Origin of the sequence: Streptomyces sp. CB09001 (genome assembly GCF_003369795.1) — a bacterium.
Taxonomy (GTDB): domain Bacteria; phylum Actinomycetota; class Actinomycetes; order Streptomycetales; family Streptomycetaceae; genus Streptomyces.
This window is the reverse complement of the sequence record NZ_CP026730.1, coordinates 6,546,119-6,565,492: the sequence shown is the minus strand read 5'-3', so window position 1 is coordinate 6,565,492 and position 19,374 is coordinate 6,546,119. Positions and strand designations below refer to the sequence as shown.

At 71.7% G+C, this 19,374-nt stretch carries 14 protein-coding genes and 1 pseudogene; 4 read left to right on the top strand and 11 right to left on the bottom strand.

Translation table 11 applies throughout. The features are described 5' to 3' along the window. Positions 1–125 precede the first annotated feature (125 nt). From C4J65_RS30280 to C4J65_RS36220, 9 genes are all read right to left on the bottom strand, one after another. Entirely contained in the window at positions 126–1,445 is a 1,320-nt protein-coding gene (locus C4J65_RS30280) for an MFS transporter (RefSeq protein ID WP_115745276.1), read from the bottom strand. A 1-nt stretch (position 1,446) separates the two neighbouring features. After that, the gene (locus C4J65_RS30275) at positions 1,447–3,252 is read right to left on the bottom strand and encodes an ABC transporter permease subunit (RefSeq protein WP_115745275.1); all 1,806 of its coding nucleotides are present in this window, start codon (positions 3,250–3,252) and stop codon (positions 1,447–1,449) included. A gap of 3 nt (positions 3,253–3,255) precedes the next feature. Next, entirely contained in the window at positions 3,256–4,770 is a 1,515-nt protein-coding gene (locus tag C4J65_RS30270; protein ID WP_115745274.1) for an ABC transporter substrate-binding protein, read from the bottom strand. 79 nt (positions 4,771–4,849) lie between these two features. Continuing rightward, a complete protein-coding gene (locus C4J65_RS30265; RefSeq protein WP_115746702.1) occupies positions 4,850–5,422 on the bottom strand; it encodes a GNAT family N-acetyltransferase in 573 nt (190 codons plus the stop codon). 59 nt (positions 5,423–5,481) lie between these two features. Beyond that, positions 5,482–6,567: a DNA helicase gene (locus tag C4J65_RS30260; protein ID WP_115745273.1), complete on the bottom strand. Its 1,086-nt coding sequence runs from the start codon at positions 6,565–6,567 to the stop codon at positions 5,482–5,484. Continuing rightward, positions 6,564–8,435, bottom strand: a complete 1,872-nt coding sequence (locus C4J65_RS30255; RefSeq protein ID WP_115745272.1) for a DUF1998 domain-containing protein — start codon at positions 8,433–8,435, stop codon at positions 6,564–6,566. Before C4J65_RS30255 ends, C4J65_RS30260 begins: the two co-directional genes overlap by 4 nt. After that, the gene (locus C4J65_RS30250) at positions 8,432–11,569 is read right to left on the bottom strand and encodes a helicase-related protein (RefSeq protein ID WP_115745271.1); all 3,138 of its coding nucleotides are present in this window, start codon (positions 11,567–11,569) and stop codon (positions 8,432–8,434) included. Before C4J65_RS30250 ends, C4J65_RS30255 begins: the two co-directional genes overlap by 4 nt. A 99-nt stretch (positions 11,570–11,668) precedes the next feature. Next, on the bottom strand, positions 11,669–14,815 hold the full coding sequence (locus tag C4J65_RS30245) for a sigma-70 family RNA polymerase sigma factor (RefSeq protein WP_162833419.1): 3,147 nt from the start codon (positions 14,813–14,815) through the stop codon (positions 11,669–11,671). A gap of 41 nt (positions 14,816–14,856) precedes the next feature. Then, positions 14,857–15,345 carry a hypothetical protein gene (locus tag C4J65_RS36220; RefSeq protein ID WP_162833418.1) on the bottom strand — a complete coding sequence of 163 codons (489 nt, stop codon included), beginning with the start codon at positions 15,343–15,345 and terminating at the stop codon, positions 14,857–14,859. Positions 15,346–15,562: 217 nt separating this feature from the next. On the opposite strand from C4J65_RS36220, the gene C4J65_RS30240 reads away from it, so the two are divergent. From C4J65_RS30240 to C4J65_RS30225, 4 genes are read left to right on the top strand one after another with little or no spacing between them, the layout of a single operon-like run. Continuing rightward, on the top strand, positions 15,563–15,910 hold the full coding sequence (locus C4J65_RS30240) for a protein kinase (RefSeq protein ID WP_115745269.1): 348 nt from the start codon (positions 15,563–15,565) through the stop codon (positions 15,908–15,910). 16 nt (positions 15,911–15,926) lie between these two features. Continuing rightward, positions 15,927–16,220 carry a hypothetical protein gene (locus C4J65_RS30235; RefSeq protein ID WP_346265887.1) on the top strand — a complete coding sequence of 98 codons (294 nt, stop codon included), beginning with the start codon at positions 15,927–15,929 and terminating at the stop codon, positions 16,218–16,220. Between the two features lie 10 nt (positions 16,221–16,230). Continuing rightward, positions 16,231–17,673, top strand: coding sequence for a hypothetical protein (locus tag C4J65_RS30230; protein ID WP_115745268.1), 1,443 nt, complete (start codon positions 16,231–16,233; stop codon positions 17,671–17,673). A 55-nt stretch (positions 17,674–17,728) separates the two neighbouring features. Beyond that, entirely contained in the window at positions 17,729–18,286 is a 558-nt protein-coding gene (locus tag C4J65_RS30225) for a hypothetical protein (RefSeq protein WP_115745267.1), read from the top strand. A 117-nt stretch (positions 18,287–18,403) separates the two neighbouring features. Here C4J65_RS30225 and C4J65_RS30220 read toward each other — a convergent pair. Beyond that, positions 18,404–18,665: pseudogene (locus tag C4J65_RS30220) on the bottom strand (helix-turn-helix transcriptional regulator); the annotation flags it as partial. A 20-nt stretch (positions 18,666–18,685) separates the two neighbouring features. Continuing rightward, a complete protein-coding gene (locus tag C4J65_RS30215; RefSeq protein WP_162833417.1) occupies positions 18,686–19,237 on the bottom strand; it encodes an RICIN domain-containing protein in 552 nt (183 codons plus the stop codon). Positions 19,238–19,374: the final 137 nt, after the last annotated feature.

Here is a 19,374-nt window from a genome sequence, read left to right as displayed (position 1 = left end):
CTCACCGGCACGGCGCGCGAGGCGGTCAGCCGGCACGAACGGCACGTCCGGCACGCAGCTCACCCTCGCCCGTATCAACCGCGCGGAGCCCTCCGTGCGCGCCGCGTGAACGACCCTGCGGGTCACTACACCTGGGGCCGGCCCGACCCGGCCGTGGAGGAGGTCGGTGCGGCGGCCCCGGCGCCCCGGTGCGCCCACCGGGGCAGCGTCCCCGCCGCCACCAGCGGTACGGCGGCCAGCACCAGCCACGGCACGGCGACCGGCAGCCCGGTGTCCAGCAGCAGTCCGGTCGCGGAGCTGCCGGCCAGCACGACGATCCCGGAGAGCGAGGACAGCGCCCCGGTGTACAGCCCGAGCCGCCCGTCCTCGGCGAGGTCCGGCACCCAGGCGCGGGCGACGGGCGCGACGAGCATCTGCCCGAAAGTGAGCAGGACGACGAACCCGGCGGCGGGCAGCAGCCCACCCGCCCCCGTCCACCCCGCGGGCCGTGCAAGGCCGACGACGGCGAACCCCACGGCGATCAGCACCAGCCCCGCCACCATCGACCGGCGCCGCGCCAGCCGCTCCCCCGCCCACCGGGTCACCGGCAACTGCGCGGTCACCACCAGCAGCGACGACAGCGCGAACAGCCAGGCCAGCGGCGCCTGCGAACCGGCGGCCCGTTCCACCTCGGCGGGCAGGGCCAGGTAGAGCTGGTTGTAGGCGAGGAGGTAGGCACCGTAGGCGCAGCACAGCGCGAGGAAGCGCCGGTTGCGCAGCACGAGCCGGGCCCCGCCCCTCATCCGGACCCGGGCCCGCCCGGGAACGCGCTGCGGCAGCAGCCACGCGTGCCCGACGAGGACCAGCACGAAGACCCCGGCCCCGGCGAGGCAAGCGGTACGGAAGTCGACGGCGAGCAACAGCGCCCCCAGCAGCGGCCCGACGAATGCACCGGCCTGCCCGGCGACGGTGAACAGCGCGAGCACCCGCGTCCGGTCCCCGCCCCCTTCCTCCTCCCGGACGACGGCCTGCCGGGCCACCTCGGACTCGACGGCCGGCGAGAAGAGCGCGGCGGCGAACCCGATCAGCAGGACGGCACCGACGACGGCCCAGGTCCGCTCGGCGAATCCGAGCCAGGCGAACCCGGCGATCCGCAGCACGCATCCGGCGAGCACGACGGGCCGGATGCCGTACCGGTCGGCGAGCGCCCCGCCGACCACGAACAGCCCCTGCTGGCTGAAGGTCCGCAGCCCGAGCACGAATCCGACCAGCCACCCCGCCATGCCGACGGACTGCCCCAGATGCTCGGCGAGGAAGGGCAGCACGGCGAAGAAGCCGACGTTGAAGGCGAGCTGGGTGAGGATGAGTAGCCGGAGCAGCGGGGAGAGCGTGGCGAACGGGGCGGTACGACGGCCGGGCACCTGCCCGGACCGCCCACCGGTGGCGGCGGCGGACGTGGAGGTCATGTCACCGGACTCCGACTCCGGTCGGTTCCTGCTCCGTCTCCACCGCGGACCGCCGCTCGGCCGCCTCGGTCTCACGAGGGGACGTTGCTGTGGGCCGTCGGCGCAGCCCACCCGCCGCGCTGACGGCCAGCGCGCCGAGCAGGGCGAGTACGGCGGCGGGGGCGAGGACGGCCCAGGGGGCGCGCTCGGCGTAGGGCTGGTTCTCGGCGAGGAGCAGCCCCCACTCGGGGGACGGCGGCTGGGCGCCGAGTCCGAGGAACCCGAGCGAGGCGAGCGCGAGGGCGATCCCGGGCAGCCGCAGCAGGGCGTGCCGGAGGACCGGCGGCGCCACGGCGGGCAGCAACTCGTGCCGCAGCAGATGGCCCCGCCCGGCGCCCAGCCCCTTGCTGGCGGTGATGTGCAGCGTGGCGCGCTCCTGCCGCAGCAGGGAGGAGGTGTGCGCGGCGAGCGGCGCCCAGGCGACGGCGCCCACGGCGAGCGCGGGGGTGGCCGTCCCGTTCCCGGCGACGGCGGTGACGAGCAGCGCGACGAGCACGGGCGGTACGGCGTTGACGGTGTCGACGAGGGGCGCGGAGATCCGGGGCACCAGCCCGAGCAGTACACCCACCAGCAGGGCGGCGGCGCTGATGGCGGCGGCCAGGAACAGCGTGTCCAGCGCCCCGTGGCCGACGCGGGCGAGCAGGTCGCGCCCGAGGGCGTCGGTGCCGAAGGGATGGTCGAGGGAGGGCGCCCGCAGCCGCTCCGTGGTGTCGAGGGCGAGCGGATCACGGGCGAGCCCGAACCCGACGACGGCGAGCAGGAGGGCACCGTAGACCAGCGGCAGCACTCCCCCGCCGGGCGGGGTGGGCCGGTGCAGCGAGGACAGGGCGCCGTCGCGCAGCGCGGGCCCGGTGAGCAGCCGTGCGGCGACGCGGGTGGCGCCGGTGGCGAGCGCGGCGAGCAGGACGAGGGCGAGGGTCCCGGCCTGGAGGACGGGAAGATCCTGGGCGAGGGCGGCTTGAAGTGTGGTGCGCCCGAGTCCGGGAATGTCGAAGACCTGCTCGACGGCAACGGCCCCACCGGTCAACCCGACGACGAACAGTCCGAGGTTGGGCAAGAGCGCGGGCACGCACCGCCGCAGGGCCTGACGGGCGATGGACCGGCCCGTCAGTCCACGCGCCGCGGCGGCCAGCGCCCACGGCTCGCCGAAGGCACCGGGCAGCAGATCGTCGAGCAGCCGCCCCAGCACGGCACCCGCGGGCAGCCCGAGGGCGAGCGCGGGCAGCACGGTCCACTGGGGCCCGTACCACCCCAGCGCGGGCAGCCACCCCAGCTGCACCCCGACGACGGTGGCGAGCACGGAGGCGACGAGGAACTCGGGCAGCGAGGCGAGCACGGCGGACAGGCTCCCGCCCCCGCGCCGCCCACCGAGCCGCCGCCGGGCCCCGAGCCGCAGGGTGCGCGCGCAGATCGCCCCGGCGGTCAGCACGGCGACGAACAACGCGACACCCATGAGCAGCAGCGAGGCACCGAGCGCCCGCGTCACGTCGGGCAGGACGTCCGCGCCGGAGATCCACGACCGCCCGGCGTCCCCGCGCACGAGCCCGCCCAGCCAGCCGGTGAGCATGTGCAGGGGCCCGCCGTCGGTCCCGAGCTGTCGCCGGATGTCGGCGAGCACCTCGGGCGTGGGCTCACGTTCGGCGGACCGCGCCTTGAGGACGGTGTACGCGGGGTCGGTGCGGGTGAGCCAGGGCAACAGCCCGACCCCGCACACGAGCCCACCCGCGAGCACGACCCGCCAGGCCAGGGCGGCCACCCGCTGCAGCACGGTTCAGCGCCGGGTGCCGGTGCCGACGAGCGTGCGCTCGTACGGATCGAGGATCACGCCCTGCACGGAATCGGCGACGCCGGTGATGATGCGCTGGTGCACGAGCGGCACGACGGCGTCGCTGCCGAGGATGCGTGCCTCGGCGGCCATCGCGGCGTCCTGGCGCTTCGCGGTGTCGTCGATCTTCTCGGCGTCGGCGACGGCACGGTCGACACCCTTGTCGCAGAGCTGGGCGATGTTGAAGCCGCCGCCGCAGGTGTAGTCGCTGGCCAGGACGGCTACGGGGTCACCGGTGTCGAGGAGGGTGTTCCGGGCAAGCACGAAGGCGTCGAACTTCCCGTCCAGGGCGTCGCCTTCGAGCCGCGAGTACTCCCGCACGGTGAGCTTGACGGTGAACCCGGCCTTCTCCAACTGCTGCTTGACGACCTGGGCGACCTCGGGCAGCTCGGGCCGGTTGTCGTAGGTGGCGAGGGTGATGGTGTCCCCGTCCCCGGGCTTCTTGGCGGCCGCCCGCCCGACGGGCGCGGTCCGCTTGCCTTCCGCCCAGGTGACGGCGGGCCCGTAGACACCGGCACCGGGATCGCCGTACCCCTCGTAGACATCCTTGGCGAACACGGAGGTGTCGAGCGCGCCTCGGGCGGCGGCCCGCAGCCCGGCGTCCTTGAAAGTTCCCGCCGAGGCGTTGAGGAGCAGGCTGGTGGTCCGGGTGGTGGCGGTGTCGCGCCGGGTCTTCTCGTCGAGCGAGGCCGCCTGGGCGACGGGAACGGCCTCGGCGATGTCGATTTCGCCGGTCCGCAGGGCGTTGGCGCGGGCGGTGCCGTCGGCGATGAAGCGGGCGTCGATGCCGGAGGCCTGGGCGCGTCCGCCCCAGTAGTCGTCGAACCGGTCGAGGGAGGCGGAGGTGGCGCCGTTGACCTCGGTCAGCTCGAAGGGGCCGGTGGCGTGACCGACGGGGTCGACGCGGCCGTTCCCCTTCTCATAGGCCTTGGCGGAGAGGATGCCGAGGCTCGGGCTGGAGAGCCGCAGGGGCAGCACCGGGTCGGGCTCGGCGGTGGTGATCCGGACGACCCGGTCACCGCTGGCCTCGGCACTCAGGGCGACGCCGGCGAGGGCGGCCGGGGCGGGCTCGGCGTCGGTGGCGTGGGCGAGGGAGTCGGCGACCGCGGCAGGGGTGACGTCGCTCCCGTCCTGGAAGGTGGCGTCGCGGAGGGTGAACTCCCAGGACTTCTCCCCGTCCCTGCGCCAGGACTCGGCGAGCGCGGGGGCGGCGGACCCGTTGGCGTCGAGGGCGGTGAGTCCCTCGGTGACGCCGAGGCGGCTGAGCAGGGTGGCGTCGGCGCCGTAGGGCGACAGCTTCTCGGCGGGCGGGAAGGTGAGGGCGACGCGGAGACGGGCGCCGTCGCCGTCCTTCCCGTCACCGGACGCGGAGTCGCCGCCGCCTCCTGAGGCGAAGCAGCCGGCCATCAACGGGACGAGCAGGAACGGGGCGAGCAGCCGGGGGCGGCGGTGGGAGCGCATGGTCCTCGGATCGATCAGGGAGGGCGGGCAGGCGGGCGAGCGACAGCAACCGGAGATTACATGAAAATGATTTTCACGCCTACCTGGCCTCGGGCAATCCGGCCAGTCCCGCCAGTCCCGCCAGGGGCACATCGAAGTGCACGATCCCCTGCCCGCCCCCGGCATCCTCCCGCTCGTCGTGCACCACCTTGGCCAACGACCGCCAGAAGGGCTCGGCCCCGGTGACCGCGGGGTCGGTGTGCAGATAGACGGCCCGGTATCCCCCGTCGGCCACGGCGAACGCCAGCAACTCATCGACAAGTCGACGAGCGAGCCCACGCCGCCGATGCTCGGGCCGGACGTACACCCGCCGCAGCTGCGCGGTGACTGCGGAGGGGTAACGCTCGGCGACATGCGCGGGATTCGGGGGGTGCGCGGGGCCGCGGGAGTCGAGCGCACCGGTGGCGACGACCTCGCCGTCGGCGGCGACGGCAACGAGGAGGGTGTGCCGCTCCGACCTCAGATACGCACCCTCGAGATCGACGACGTCCCGGTGCCACCGGGGCACGTATCCGGTCCCGAAGTCGCGGTAGACGGTGTCGAGCATGACGGCACGGGCCGCGTCCAGGTCGGCAAGGGTGGCGGTCCTGATGGTGTAGTCGGTGTTGCGCACCTGCACATCGTACGCATTAACCATAAGCGCGCGATCACCCTCCCACGGCCGGGCGACCGTCAGCCCCGCATCAGGTGTCCTCTTCCCACCTGGGCAAGCAGCGGGGGTTCCGCAGTCCCTTCGTAACCGAGATGGAGTTCACGCCGGGCGCGGGTCGCGAGGACGTAGTACGTCATGCGCAGAGCCGCCGAGGTCGGGTCGGCGGCCGCGTCCGTGTGGGTGTCCGGGATGACGACGGTGTCGAAGCCCAGGCCCTTGGCGCTGGCCCGGTGGACGATGACGATGCCGGGACGGCCGAGGTCGAGATTGCGGTACTGGCCCCCTTTGGCGTCCGACGTGTACAGCTGGGGCTTCAGCCGTGGTGCCCGGCGTGACAGGCTGCCCAGCAAGGAAAACTGAGTGTGCTTGGAATTGACGATCACACCGATGGTGTCCCCGGGGTGCCGCTCGGCGAGCAGCGCCAGCAGATCGGCCGCGCCCCGCTCGGGGAACCGGTGCAGCCGCGGCGGTGGGCCCTGCCGGTCGGGCAGGAGCGGCGTAGCTGCCCCTGTGCGGAAATGAGCCGCGAAGGACGCGATCTGCGCCGTGTTGCGATGGTTCCCGTCCAGGTCGTGGCGGGCGCAGCGGCCGAGCCTTCCGGCGATCTCGGCGAGGGTGGAGTGCGTTTCGGTGAGACGCTGGCACTCGTCCGCGAAGACCGTGAGGCGGGCGCCCAGCATCCGGCAGAGCCGGTAGAACTCGGGCGGCAGGTCCTGGCCCTCGTCGACGACCAGGGTGAGCCCCGGCACCGGATCGGTGTCGGCTGCCCGTTCAAACAGCGCACTCCAGTCGTACCAACCGTCCGCGGTGCTCGGAGCCTTGCCGCCGTACCACTCAGCGAGCCAGGCGTGTGCCGTCGTGACCCGCACACTCCGGTCGGCCGGGGCCAGTGCGTGGACCGTCGCGGCCAGCGACTGCCGGAGCAGGTTGGAGCGGGTGAGCAGGGCGACCGGGGTACCGGTGAGGCTGAGCATGACGGCCCGTTGAGCGGCCAAGAGGCTCTTGCCGCTGCCCGGCGGCCCGCTGACCAGATGGTTGCCGTCGAAGGGCAGGGCGTCGAGACCGGCCCGCTGGTCGGGGGTGAGGTCGAGGTAGGTGACGGTCACGACTCCTCCAGCGCGTCTGCCGCGGCGGCCCGTGCGGCGGTGACGATCGGCTCCAGGTATCCGGGTACGTGCTCGCCGCCGACGACGAGAGTCCGGTCCAGGAGGGTGTTGCCGGTCTCGCAACTGGTCTCCGGCAGGAGGGCACAGGCGTGGCAGGCCGCGCGGTTGAGGTTGCCGAAGCCCTGGCCCGTGTGTTCGGAGCACAGGGGGTCGGCGGAACACCAGGCGGCGGCCTCCGTCATCCGCAGCAGTGTCTCCGCGAGCCGTGGGGACTCGCCCTGGCGCACGAGTCCGCCGAGGGTCCCCTCGGCGTCCCCTGCGGCGGTGTAGACGAGGATGCCGTACTGGTCCTGCTCGGGGCGGCCGTAGACGCGCTCGCGCAGGCTCGCGGTGGTGTAGCCGGACTCGAAGGAGAGCTGGCGGATGAGCAGGTGCGCGAGCGTGTGCAGGAGGACGAACCGGGGGGCGAGTTCGGGTCCCGTGAGGGCTTCCAGGCGGTCCCGCTGGAAGGAGCGGTCCAGGTCGGCCCGCATACCGCTGACGCGCTTGCGTACCTCCCCGTCCGCCTCCCAGCCGGTGAGTTCGGCCGGATTCAGGCTGAGGAAGATTCCCTCGCCGAACACCTCGACGGCCGGCATCCACTTGAGGCGACGGGCGGTGTCGGCCGGCACCACCGTCGCGTCGGGGGAGACCCTCGTGAAGCCGGACAGGACGCGCACCTCGCGGAGCCGGTCGGCGAGGACGATCCTGCCGAAGCGGCGGTCGAGCGCGGCCCAGGGGTCGGCGCTCTCCCCCGCCAGGCCGAGGGTGGTCTCGCGCAACGCGAAGTCCCGGGTGGCGGGCGGCGTCGGGGCGGTGAAGGCGGCCCACTCCTCACGGCTGAGGTCGGGGCGGGCCGGAGCGGCCGGACCGGTCTGCGGATCGGACGACGGCGCCTCCGGGGAAGGCTGGGCCTCCCCCGTCTCCTCCGCGATCAGTGCGTCCAGGAGGGCGTCGTCGGCTCCGGTGTCCTCCTGGATCATCGTGCGGAACGCCGCGGCCCGCGGTGTCGCGGCCACCCGACACAGGGGGACCCACAGGTCGTGCTCTCGCACCTTGGCCACGACGGCCTCGTCGCCGTGAACCGCCGGTGCGTCGCTCTCGGGGATGTCGAGGGCCGAGTGCACGATCGGGTAGTACAGGTTGCCGGCCGTGCGCTGCACGATCTGCACCGGCCTGAGGCATTCCACCCGTTCGTTCGCCCGCTGCCACGGGTTGCGTCCGGAGCAGCGCATGCCGTGAGTGCCGAGGATGTCGAGCAGGTCGCGGGACGCACCGCAGCCCTTGGCGGAGCAGGTCACGGACAGCGCCTCGAGGCCGGAGGCGCGTTCCGAGACCAGGAACCTCAGCCGGTCCCGCTCCTCACACCGTCGACGTTCACCGGCGTCGCGCCGCGAGTGGGCCCAGAACCACCAGTCGACGTCGCTGAGGTGTCCGGCCCGGCAGATCTGTACGAACCGCATGGGCGCCAGCGTCCGGGCCGGTGAGCAGGAGGGGCAGCGCGGCGGCTGACCGGGCTTCTCGTCGGCGATCCGCCAGCGCTTCATCCGCCGGCAGGACCCGCAGAACAGCCAGGACGGGAAGCGGATGTACGGCGCCCCGGGCGCGTCCGGGACGTCGAAGCGGTCGTTCGCGGTCGCCGGGGCGGCGTAGAACCCGGTGACACCCAGACGGGAGGCGAGACGGGCGGACTCGACCCGCTGCCTGCCCTTGGGGGACCAGTCTCCGATGCCGGTGGCGACGAAGGACTCACCCTGGATGTCGAAAACGGCTCCGACGCCGAACGGCACCACCGTCTGCGACTGCCGTACCCGCAGTGTGCGGCTCACAGGTCCGCTCCCTTCACCGTCACCTGGCACTCCCGGTCCACGTTGCGCATGGAGTTCGGTGTCTCCCAGAGGCCGTAGTTCTGTTCGAAGCTCTTGATCAGGTTGGACTGGCCCTTGCCCTGACTGCGGTAGTACAGCTCGCGGCCGTCCTTGTGGGCCTGCCGGGCCGCGTCCTCCCAGTCGGCGATCAGAGCCGCGAGCTCCGCCCGCACCTCGTCGCCGATGCCTGGTTCGGCGGTCACGGCACGCGTGGTCAGCTCATCGGCGAGCGCTTCCAGCTCGGGGATGCGGTCCAGGACCTGCCCGGCCTGGTTCTCGGCGGCGAGCCCCAGCCGGTGCCGGACGAGGACGACCAGCGCGGCGTGCAGGGCCCGCCGGCGGGAGGGCACCGACCAGGGGGTGACGCTGGTGGGCTCCACGTGCCGGTACAAGGACCGGTGGTACACGTCGAACGTCTCGTAGTGCGAACGGTCCCGGGGGCGCGTCGCGTTGAAGAACGTCACGACGAGGCCGGGCACCGTGTGCCGACCCACCCGGCTGGTGGCCTGGATGTACTCGGCGGTCGTCTTGGGCTGCCCCTGCATCAGCATCAGCGCGAGCCTCTTGACGTCCACGCCGACGGACAGCATGTTCGTGCAGGGCAGGAAGGACACCGACTGCGGGTCGTCCCAGTCCTTCTCCAACCGGTCCAGCAGCACGGGCTGTTCGGCCCGCGGGAGGTTGCTGGTCAGTTCTTGCACCTGGTGGTCCGGCAGAGCCCGAACGCCGTTGCCCGTGTCGAGTCCGGCGAGCTGGGCGGGGATGTCGTCGGCCGCGGCCGTGACCGTACGGCCGAGCTCCCGCAGGCTGTGGTGGTAGGCGACCAGCGTCCAATAGGCGTCCCGGTGCTCCAGGGGGAGTTCCCACGCGCCTTGGAGCAACGCGGCGGCGGTGGCCACGGCGGCACGGCCGGCCGTGTGCCCCTGGGCCATGACGCCGAGGTAGCGGCGGCCGGACCTGGAGGTGTCGGGTTCGGCGAAGTAGGAGTGGCGGGCGTCGAGACCGGCGGGCGGGAAGAGCTGGACGTTCCCGCCGTACAGGGCGCGGACCTGCTCCCCGGAGCGGCGGATGGTCGCGGTGGAGGCGACGATCTTGGGTCCGGTGCCGTCGGGCCCGACGCACAGCCCGAGGACGGCCGACTCGTACAGTCCGACGGTGGTGCCCAACGGGCCGGTGAGCAGGTGCAGCTCGTCCTGGATGACGAGCGAGGGAGGCAGGTTTCCCACGCCGGCGCCGCTCCGCGCGCCGAACAGCCGGCCCGCCCGCGGTTCCCAGGCGAGCCGGGCGAACTTGTCCACGGTCCCCAGGACGAACGTCGGCGGCCGGTCGTAGAGGTGCTCGTCCACGACGGCGACGGGCAGTTCGTCGTGGAAGACGCACTCACGCCGCGGGCAGAAGAAGGCGAAGGAGTCGGCCGTGGCGCGCACCCCGTAGTCGCCCGCGTCGGGTGACTTGTGCGCGGGCAGGATGCGGGTGCCGCACCAGGGGCAGCGGTCGAGGATGAAGACGTCGTCGGGCTGGGCGGCCTGGCGCGCGTTCTCGTAGGCGGTGCGGGCCTTGTCGTACGTGTTCGGGGTGGTGGTCTCGCCCACCCACAGACCGATGGAGAACGGTTCGCTTCCGTACACCGCCGGTTCGGCACGGCGCAGCGTCTCAAGAGCGCAGACGGTGGTGGCGGCGCGCTGGAACTGCTGGGTGGTGAGCAGGCTGAGCGTGTAGCGGCTGAGTACGGCCGTGCCTCCGCCGCCCGGTTCGCGTCGCCGCAGCACCATGGCGAAGGCGGCCAGCAGCAGGTACGCCTCGGTCTTGCCACCACCGGTCGGGAACCAGATCAGGTCGGTCACGGCCCGGTCCGGGTGCCGCGGATCGGCCGTGCCGTCCACGGCGAGCAGGAAGAACGCCAGCTGGAACGGGCGCCAGGTGGCCCCCTGGTACGGCTCCGGGTCCGGCGGCACCGCCTCGCCGGGCGAGCGCCGGGTACCCGCGAGATCTGCCGCGGAGTGGCGCATCTGCAGGGCCATGGCGCGGTTGGCGGCACGGAAGGCGTGCAGCAGTTCGGGGCGGCGGGGGTCGCAGAGGGTGCGGACCCCCGACTCGATGCGGGTGACGGCCGCGCCGATTCGGTCGAGGATGCGGGCGGCGGCGTCGCGTCCCCATGCGGGAACGTCCTCGTTCAGCTGCCCCACGTACCAGGCCCGGTAGTGCGCGGCGAACTCGGCCAGCTCCTCTCGCAGTTGCTCGACCGGTACGGCCGGGTCGGCCAGGTGCAGGAGATCCAGCACGGGCGAGCCACTGAGCCCCGCGGCGCGTACGCCGGTGACCTCGGCCTCCGGCATGACGGCCGCGCTCAGCTCGGTCACCTGCTCCCCGGCGTCGTCGCGCCGTTCCGCCACCGCGCATCCGTGGCCGACGGCATGGGTGCGGACGTGGCGGTACTGGAGGCGGAGTTCCTGCTCCTCCGGATCGCGGCTCGCCAGTCGGACGCTGGGGTACTGGAGCACCCTGCCGTCCACGGGCCGGGCCCGCAGCTCCACCTGGAACAGCATCCGGTCCCAGTGGGCGGACTTGCCCAGTCCGGGTTCGTGGCGGGCGGAGTTCACCAGGGCGACGGTGATGAGTTTGCCGGTGCCGAACGTCCGGTGCCGGACCCGGATTTCGGCCCGGCCGTCCAGGACCGTGACCTGATCGCGATCGGGTGTGAGCCGGTGCGTCTCGGCCGGCAGGGGGACCCGCTGCCAGCTACGGCCCCGCTCGCTCGTGCCGGCACGGGTCTCGTAGCGCGCGGCCGAGCAGTCGACTTCCACGGTGTCCGCGTCGGTGTAGAAGCTGAACCCGAGGGAGGAGGGCAGCCACGAGTTCGACTCGGGGACAGGGTCGGAGGCAGGCGCGGCGTCCTCGGCCCGGGTCTCCGTACCGGCACCTTCCAGTTCCTCTGCGGCCGCTTCCAACTGGCGCTGGAGATCGGCTTCCTGCGGATAGAGGGTTCCCATGAGGTACTGCCGGTCGGGCGGGGCGTCGAGTGTCTCGTGTTCGCCTTCGGCCGGGCCGACCAGCTGCCGCCGGAGGTAGGAGACGAGTTCCTGTCGGGGGTCCATGGCGTTCCTGGGGTGTGTCGAGTGCATGAGGTGATCGGACGAAGCGAAGGTGAGGGTGGCAAGCAGGGACGGAGGTGGCGCCGCACGGGCGGCGACGACTCAGGTACGGCGCCAGCGGTCCCGGATCGACGTGCGTTCCGCAGCTGCTGCCTGCGCCGCGGCCAGCTGCCCCTGTGCATCGCCGAGTTGTGTCTGCACATCGGTGAGCCGGGTCTGCAGGTCGCTGAGTTGTGTCTGCAGGTCGGTGACGCGCAGCCAGGCGTTGTGCTCGCTCTGCGCGATCCGCTGGGCCGCCTCCTGCTCGGCTTCCTCGGCACGCCGGCGGGCCGCCTGGACGAACAGGTCCCGCTGAGCGACCGCCGCCTCGGCGTCCCGCAGCCGCGCCTCGGTCTCGGCGACACGCAACTGCGTGTCCTGGCGGTACTCCTCCAGTGCCGACTTCGCGGCCCGCTCCCGCAGTTCGGCGGCTCCCTCTGCCGCCTGCAGCCGGGTCTCCAGCTCGGCGGCCCAGGCACCGGCGGTGCGCTCCCGCTCGACGGCGACCGTCTCGGCGTCACTCAGGCGGGACTCCAGCTCCCTGATCCGGGTCTCCGCGCCCTCGCGGTAGTCGTACAGCCGCCGCTCCAGGTCATGCGCCCGCTGTTCCCCGTCCGACGCGTCAAGGGCGACCTCCTCCGCGAGTTCGGCCCTGCGCAGCAACGCCGCGCAGGCCTCACGATGCCGCTCCTCCAGCTCCGCGACGCGCGCCTCCGCCTGGCGCCGCACGTGGGCCGCATGCCGTTCCCGTGCCCGGTCGGCGCGGTGCAGCAGCTCCTCTTCGAGCGCGTCGAGCTGTCTCTCGACCTCCGCGCGGACCGCCGCCACCCGCTCGTCGGCCGCATCGCGAACCGCGCCCAGCCGTCGCTCGTGTTCCTGCGCGAGCGTCGCGAGGGCCCTCTCGTGCCGAGCGCGGGCGTCGGCGTCGGCGTCGGGGCTTGCGTCGAAGGCGGCGTCGGGTTTGGTTTCGGTCTTCGCTCCGGCTCCGGCCTCGGCTTCTGATCCGGCTCCGGCTCCGGCCGTGGCTTCGGTAGGTGAGGACTCGACAACGACCGGCGGCTGTTCGGCCGGAACGGATCCTGCCGAGGAGAAGGTTGCCGGACGTCCGGCGACGAACTCCCGCAAGGCCTCACGGACGGCGGCTCGCGACCCGGCCCGCACCAGCGGCGTCGAGGCCAGGTAGGACCGGGGAGTCGCCCCGGCCAGCGCGGTGACAGGCCGCTCGAAGAAGTGCTCGGGTCGCAGACCTGCGTCTTTGACTGCGTCAAGAACCGCCTTGAGGACTTCAAGCGCCTCCACCACGGGCCGGTCGAGCATCCCCCGTTGCCGGGCCGACCGCACAACGGCATCCGTCACGGAAGGCCCGAGCAGTACGGTCAACTGCAGATGCCCGAGAGCCAGCAGCGCGTACTCGGCGAGCCAGGAGACTCCCCCGCCCAGCGGCGGCTGCGTCAGTCTCAGGGCCTTGTCCCAGTCGGCGGTCGTCTGCGGCGTAGCCGGGGCGTTGCTCTCCCCCACGACCGGCGCCAGCTCGGCCTTGTCGGCTCCGCTCACCGATTCCTGAGCCTGGGCGCCATTGCGTGTCCGTTCCGGCTCCTCCACCGCCCGGTCACCGGAGGGCGCCGCGGCGAGCAGCTCCCGCAGGCTGTCACGCACGGCCAGTCGCGACTCGCGGTTCACCAGCGGCCTGGCCGCGAGATAGCCGCGAGGCGTCGCCCCTCGCAGGGATTCGGCGGGGCGGTCGAAGAAGTCGTCCGGTCGCTGCCCGGCTTCCACCAGGGCGTCAAGCACCCGGCGCAGCACCTCCAGCGCGGTCAGCACCTCACGCGGAAGTCGTCCGTTCCCCGGGGCGTCCCGCACCACCACGTCGGCGGCCGACTGTCCCATCAGCGCGGCCAGGCCCTCGTCTCCCAACGCCGTTCGCACGTAGTCGGCGAGCCACGAGACCTGGTCGACGGGTGCTCCCGCCATCCGACAGGCGCGTTCCCAGTCGGCGGCGACGGTCATCGAAGCCCCGGCTTCAGCGGCTTCCCCGGCCTCCGCGTCAGCCTCGTCCCGGCCGCTCGCCTCGTCGACGGTGGTCGACAGGTCGGCGGCTTCCGCCTTCTCCTCCACCACGGAGGTCTGCGGCGAGGCCTCCGCCACGGGCTCGCTATCCGCCACCTGTTCCTGCTGCTGTTCCCGCTCCCGCCTGACCTGGGCCAGGCGTTCCGCCCTGGCCCTGCGGAGGGCGAACCGAGCTCGGGCCGTGCGGGCCGCGTGGGTGGCACGGACGTAACGTGCCGCCCTCTTGGCCTCGGCCGCCTTCTCCGCGGCGCGCTCGGCCTCCTCGCACAGGGCGTCCAGACCGACCAGCCCCGCCGCGCGCACCCGCTCCCGCAGCAGAGGACGCGTCTTGACCTCGATCTGCCGGATCCGCTCCCGTGTGACGCCGAACTCGCGTCCGAGGTCGTCCAGCGTCGTGGGCTCGTCCCCGTCCAGGCCGAGCCGCCGCACGAGGATCCGCGCCTCGCGCTCGGTGAACGTGTCCACCACGTCCAAGACGGCCTCGGCGAACAGGGCACCGATCACCTGCCGGTCGACCGACGGCAGGAGGTGCGTCCGCGCCACGAAGTCCCCCAGGGTCGCGCCGTCGCCGATGACGCGGTCCAGGGAGTCGGTGCGACGGGTCAGGCGGCGGATCTCCTCCACCTTCTGCAGGGTCATGTCGCACCGCACCGCGACGTCGGCCGTGCTCGCGTACCGCCCCTCGGCGGCCAGGCTGCGCTCGGCCCTGGCCACCTTGCGCATCTGTTCGTGCATGTGCACGGGGATCCGGATCAACGCGCCCTCGTCCGCGATGGCCCGGGTGACGGCCTGCCGGATCCACCAGGTGGCGTAGGTGGAGAACTTGTTGCCCATGGTCGGGTCGAACTTCCGCGTGGCCCGCATCAACCCGAGTACGCCGTGCTGCACGAGGTCCTCGTAGTCGAGGCCCTGGTTCAGATGCGAACGCACGAGGGAGTGCACGAGCCGCAGATTGTGAAGGACCAGACAGTCACGTGCCCGGACTCGAACGTCGCCGCGTGGCAGCGCCTTGAGTTCGTCCTCGTCGGGTTCCCGGGCGATCGTCCCTGCCCCGCCCCGCAGGAGTGCGGTCAGCCCCACCTCGGCCTCGGCGCTCAGCAGGCGGTTGTGCGGACTGCGTTCGAACCGGTCGGATTCCAGCACAGCCCGAGCGGCCGCCAGTGCACTGGCCAGGTCATTCCCCGTCACGACGGCAGCGGTGCCAGCCGTAGGCGCTGCTGCGGCCTCCCGGGGCTCTTCGGACGCCTCCGCATTCCCCTGCGGCGTCCCGGCGTCCGCAGCAGGTCGCACAGGGACCCCCGCCCGCAACTCCTCGGCCTCGCGGGCGTCGAGCCCTGCCAGTCGCACCACGCCCTCGACCGCTGGGCCGACAGGTACCCGGTGCCGTCCTCATACCGGGAGAGCAGCCCTCGAGCGAGCAGAACACGTGTGGTCACATTTTCTTCACGGGCGCCTACAACCTTTTCACTGTTACTCGAGTCGACCTTCACGTGCATATGCAACCCCCGCACCAGGAGGCCCACCCGGGCCAGCTCGGCACGCAGCCGAGCCCGTTCGTCGTCGCTCAGCCCGAGCGTGCGCACACCCTGGGTGAACTCGGCCTCCGGCACCACACCGCCGACCGCGACGAGGCGCAGCCGTTTGAGCAGCTCGCCCAGCACGACTGTCGACACGGGCGCGTCGGACCCCTCGACCATGCGGCGCCTCACAATCTCCACCCCAACCCGCGAACACAGGCGAGTGTACTTCGATGCGTTGACAGTATCAACGCATCGATCCTCGTGTAATGTTCACACGCCGCGTCACCTGAAACGACGTCAGGAAGGCGCGAAGTCTCGGGGGCACGTCGGTTCCGAAGGGAACAGCGGGCCCAAGAATGAGGGGGCGGCCATGGGCCACGAGCTGATCGACGGCAGATTCCGCACCGGCCAGGTCATCGGCAAGCGCAATATGGGGGAGGTCCACCGGGCCGAAGATCTTCAGATACCGGAGGGCACCTCCGGGCGCTCGGTCGCCGTGAAGACGATCCTGCGCAGCCGCACGGGCGCCCTGATCGACACCGCCACGGACACGAAGGCGGTGGAGCGCTTCGCGCGCGAGGTCCGCATCATGCGTCGGCTCGAGCACCCGAACCTCACACGACTCATCGCGGGCGGGGTAGCCGGGGACAGCGGACTGCCGTACCTGGTGATGGAGCGTAACTGGCGACATGGCCCACTTCGCCCAGGACCTTGCTGACACTAGGGCCCCGTTCGTGTGGGTCCCAGAACGCCGCCAGGTAATCCGCGCAGAACTCGACGCGCTCTTCTTCCACCTCTACGGCATTACCCGCCAAGACGTGGACTACATCTTCGAAACCTTCCCCATCGTCAAGAGGAAGGACGAGGCCAAGTACGGCACCTACCGCACCAAGGACCTGATCCTCGCCGAATACGACCGCATGGCCGCAGCCGGCGTCAGTCTGGAGAACCCGTTGGTGGACGGCGAGAACTACACCTCCACCCTCACCCCGCCCCCGGGCCACGGCCCTCGACACCCCGCCCGCTGAGAGCACTCCCTTGATCGACAGCACGCCCACGCGGCGGGACGGGTCCACCCCCGTCCCGCCGGCCACCGTCCCCTCCCCCTCCGCGGTCCGCGCAGAGCGCCGCCAACTCATCGAGTCCATCCGCGCCCTCCGCCGCCTCCTCGACAAGGGACCTGCCTTCGAGGTCTCCGACCAGCAACGCCTGAACCGCGAGGCACGGGACCGCAACCGCGCCGAGGCGGTCCACGGCATCGCCCTTCAGCGCATCCACAAACGACAGGCACGCCAGGAAGCCTCCCTCAACCAACAGCTCAACGGCCTGGACGGCAAGCGCGAGAGTCAGGAGACGCGCGCCCTGGCCGTCCTGCGCCGTGAGTCCATCGAGCGCACGCTCAGCCGCACATACCTCACCTCAAGCGAGGTGAACGGCATCGGCAAGGGACTCATCCGCGACCTCGCAGCCCACGGCATCCGCACAGCCGCCGACTTCGAGCGCGTCACTTGGGAGAAGGCACCGAACGGCAAGGGCGGCGACGTCCTCTACATTCACCGCACCAAGGGCGGCAAGGTCCACATCAACGGCATCGGTCAGCACCGCGGCCGTCCCCTCCTGGAGTGGCGTCAGTCCGTCCTTGCCCGCGCGGAATCCCGCGCACCACGCCTGTTGCCGCCGGACGAACGCCACCGCATCGCCGAGATCATCGACGCCGAACGCAGCCGCTTGCGAAAGGAGCTGGCAGAGGCCCCGCGAGCAGCAGACAAGGCGTGCAAGGAAGCCACCCAACTGCAGGCCGAAGTCCTCAGCCGACTCACCACCGCCGAAGAAGAGGCCAGTCGGCTCGCTGCCGTGCGCAGGGCGGAATTCGACGCCATGGCCGAGAAGCTGCTCGACCTCCAAGCACAACTGTCGGCCCACATGGACACGTACGGCGACATCGGCCGCCGCCTCCGCCGCGCGCAGCACCGTGCCCTGCGGCCGCTCCCCCAGGCACCGCCGCTCTCCAATATCCCGTCCCCCCGCACTGCGGGGGATGCCCCGGCCCTGGTCAGCCTCACCAAGGTCACCGACCGGACCAGTGAGCCCCACCCCACTCCCGGCACTCGGGCGCACCCCTCCTGGTTGGTCCCGATTCTCTACTTCACGCTCACCACCGTCGTCGGTGTCGGCGAACTCGGAGGCAACACAGCTTCCCTCTCCCTGATGATCACTTCCCGTCTCGTGGCTTTCGCAGCCACCGCGGAGCTCCTGCGCCTGTGGGTGCCCCGCATCCGCAGGCGTACTGCAAGCCCCATGCCGTCCGGAACCGGCTGGCAGACCTCCGGAGTGTTCCTCGGGCTCACCGCCGCAGGCATGTTCGCGGACGAGCACTCGGACGTCTTCAGAGCCGCCTGCGTCGTGTCCATCCTCGCCGGATTGTGCTTGCTGGCGGGAACCGGCCTGCGCATCGGCAAGGACACCACCACATCCCCCTGACCAACCACCGACCTGCGTCACTCTCAGTGCGCACCACCCTCGAACGGAGCGCCGCATGACCGACAACCCGCCCGAGAGACCGGCCGCCAGGCCCGTCCCGCCCCCGCTGCCTACGGCACCGCCCGCACCCACCACCACAGGACGCCGCCCGGGCAAGCGCACCCTGATAGTCGCCGCAACCGTCGCGGTGCTCCTCGTCGGTGGCGGCGTCACCTGGTGGGCCCTGGGCGACGGCGACGACGCGATGGACCACGTCGAAGTCTCGGGCGGCAAACTCGTCGTCGAGGACAGCGACGACGAGTACTGCGACGACAACGACGTCTACTCGTTCAACGACTGCGACGCGGACACCGACGAGACCTACGAGTTCGTTTACAAGATCAGCAACGAGGGCGACGGACCCGCCAACTACGCCGTGGTCGTCAACGCCTTCGACGAGGACGGCGACTTCGTCGGCCAGACCTTCATCAGCTCGACTCACCTGGCGGCCGGCAAGACCGACGCCGACAAGGGTGAGTTCACCGAGTACAGCGAGTTCGCGAACAAGCGCGAGCTGTCCGACATAGCGTCCGTGAGGGTCGCCCACGTAGAACGCCTCGCTCTGGCCAACTGAGCCGACCCATCAGGTCCCGGCGGTCTTCGCGGCCACCGGGACACAGGTCACACCTCGGTGACAAACCCCACGAAGCGCGACCATCCCTCACGTCCCACGGTGAAGGGCGGGCGCCGTCCGTCCTGAGTGCCGCAGCGCCCCCGGGGTCCCCAGCACCTCCTCAGCCCGCTCCACGAAGGAAGGACGCGTCCGGCATCCGACGCCCCAACTCCACCGACGCCACCGTGTGCTTGGAAAACGGAACCATCTCGCCGAACTGCACTCGGCTCAGCCCCGCATGCTCACGCAACGCCTGGACGACGGCTCCGACAGTCCGCAGACTGTCCGACGGCCCCGGCTCCCGCTCACACTCCCCGCCGACTGTGAGCACTGTCGGCACGCCCCTACCCGCCGGGAAGATCAGCCACCGTCTTCCGGTACCACGAACGGCATGGCCAGTAGCCACTGCTGATTACCCCCGCCGTGTGGCTCCCAGAACACGGGCTTCGTTCTGGCCTCGGCCTCATGAGGGCAGTCCAACGCATGGCCCGTTCCCGCGTTGACGATGCGATGGGCCCGGAGCCCAGGAGCAGCGGAGACGTGCCACCGCTGCCAGGCCGCACCGTTGTCGTTACGTCCCCGCATGCGGACGTGGTCGCCGAGCCCGGCCGCTTGGCCGTCCAGCAGCAGGTTGTTGCTCGCGGAGATGATGTGCACCTCACGTCCGTGGCCGGACGCCTCCAGGTACCACAACTGATGCGGCTGCCCGTGGGGTCCCCAAAGGTGCGGCACACTGCCGTCTCCGCTGTGAAACGCGGTGTCGAGTGCCAGCCCGCTGCTCGCAGAGATGAGCAGGAACGGGCCGGTCGGTTCACGTCGACGGCGCTTGAAGAAGGCTCCTACGTCATTCGTACCGATCTTCAGAAACGGAAGACTGATCTCAGCACTGACCTGACGGTCCCTCGGAGGCATGCCCGCCATCCTATTGAGCCGACGCATGGTCGGCAGTGAGTCGCCGAAAGATGACGCCGCCGGTTCTCCCAGGCGTTCTGAACCGTCCTCGCAGCCCTCAGATGGTGGTCACAGTTCCTCGATCGGCAACGGAACGG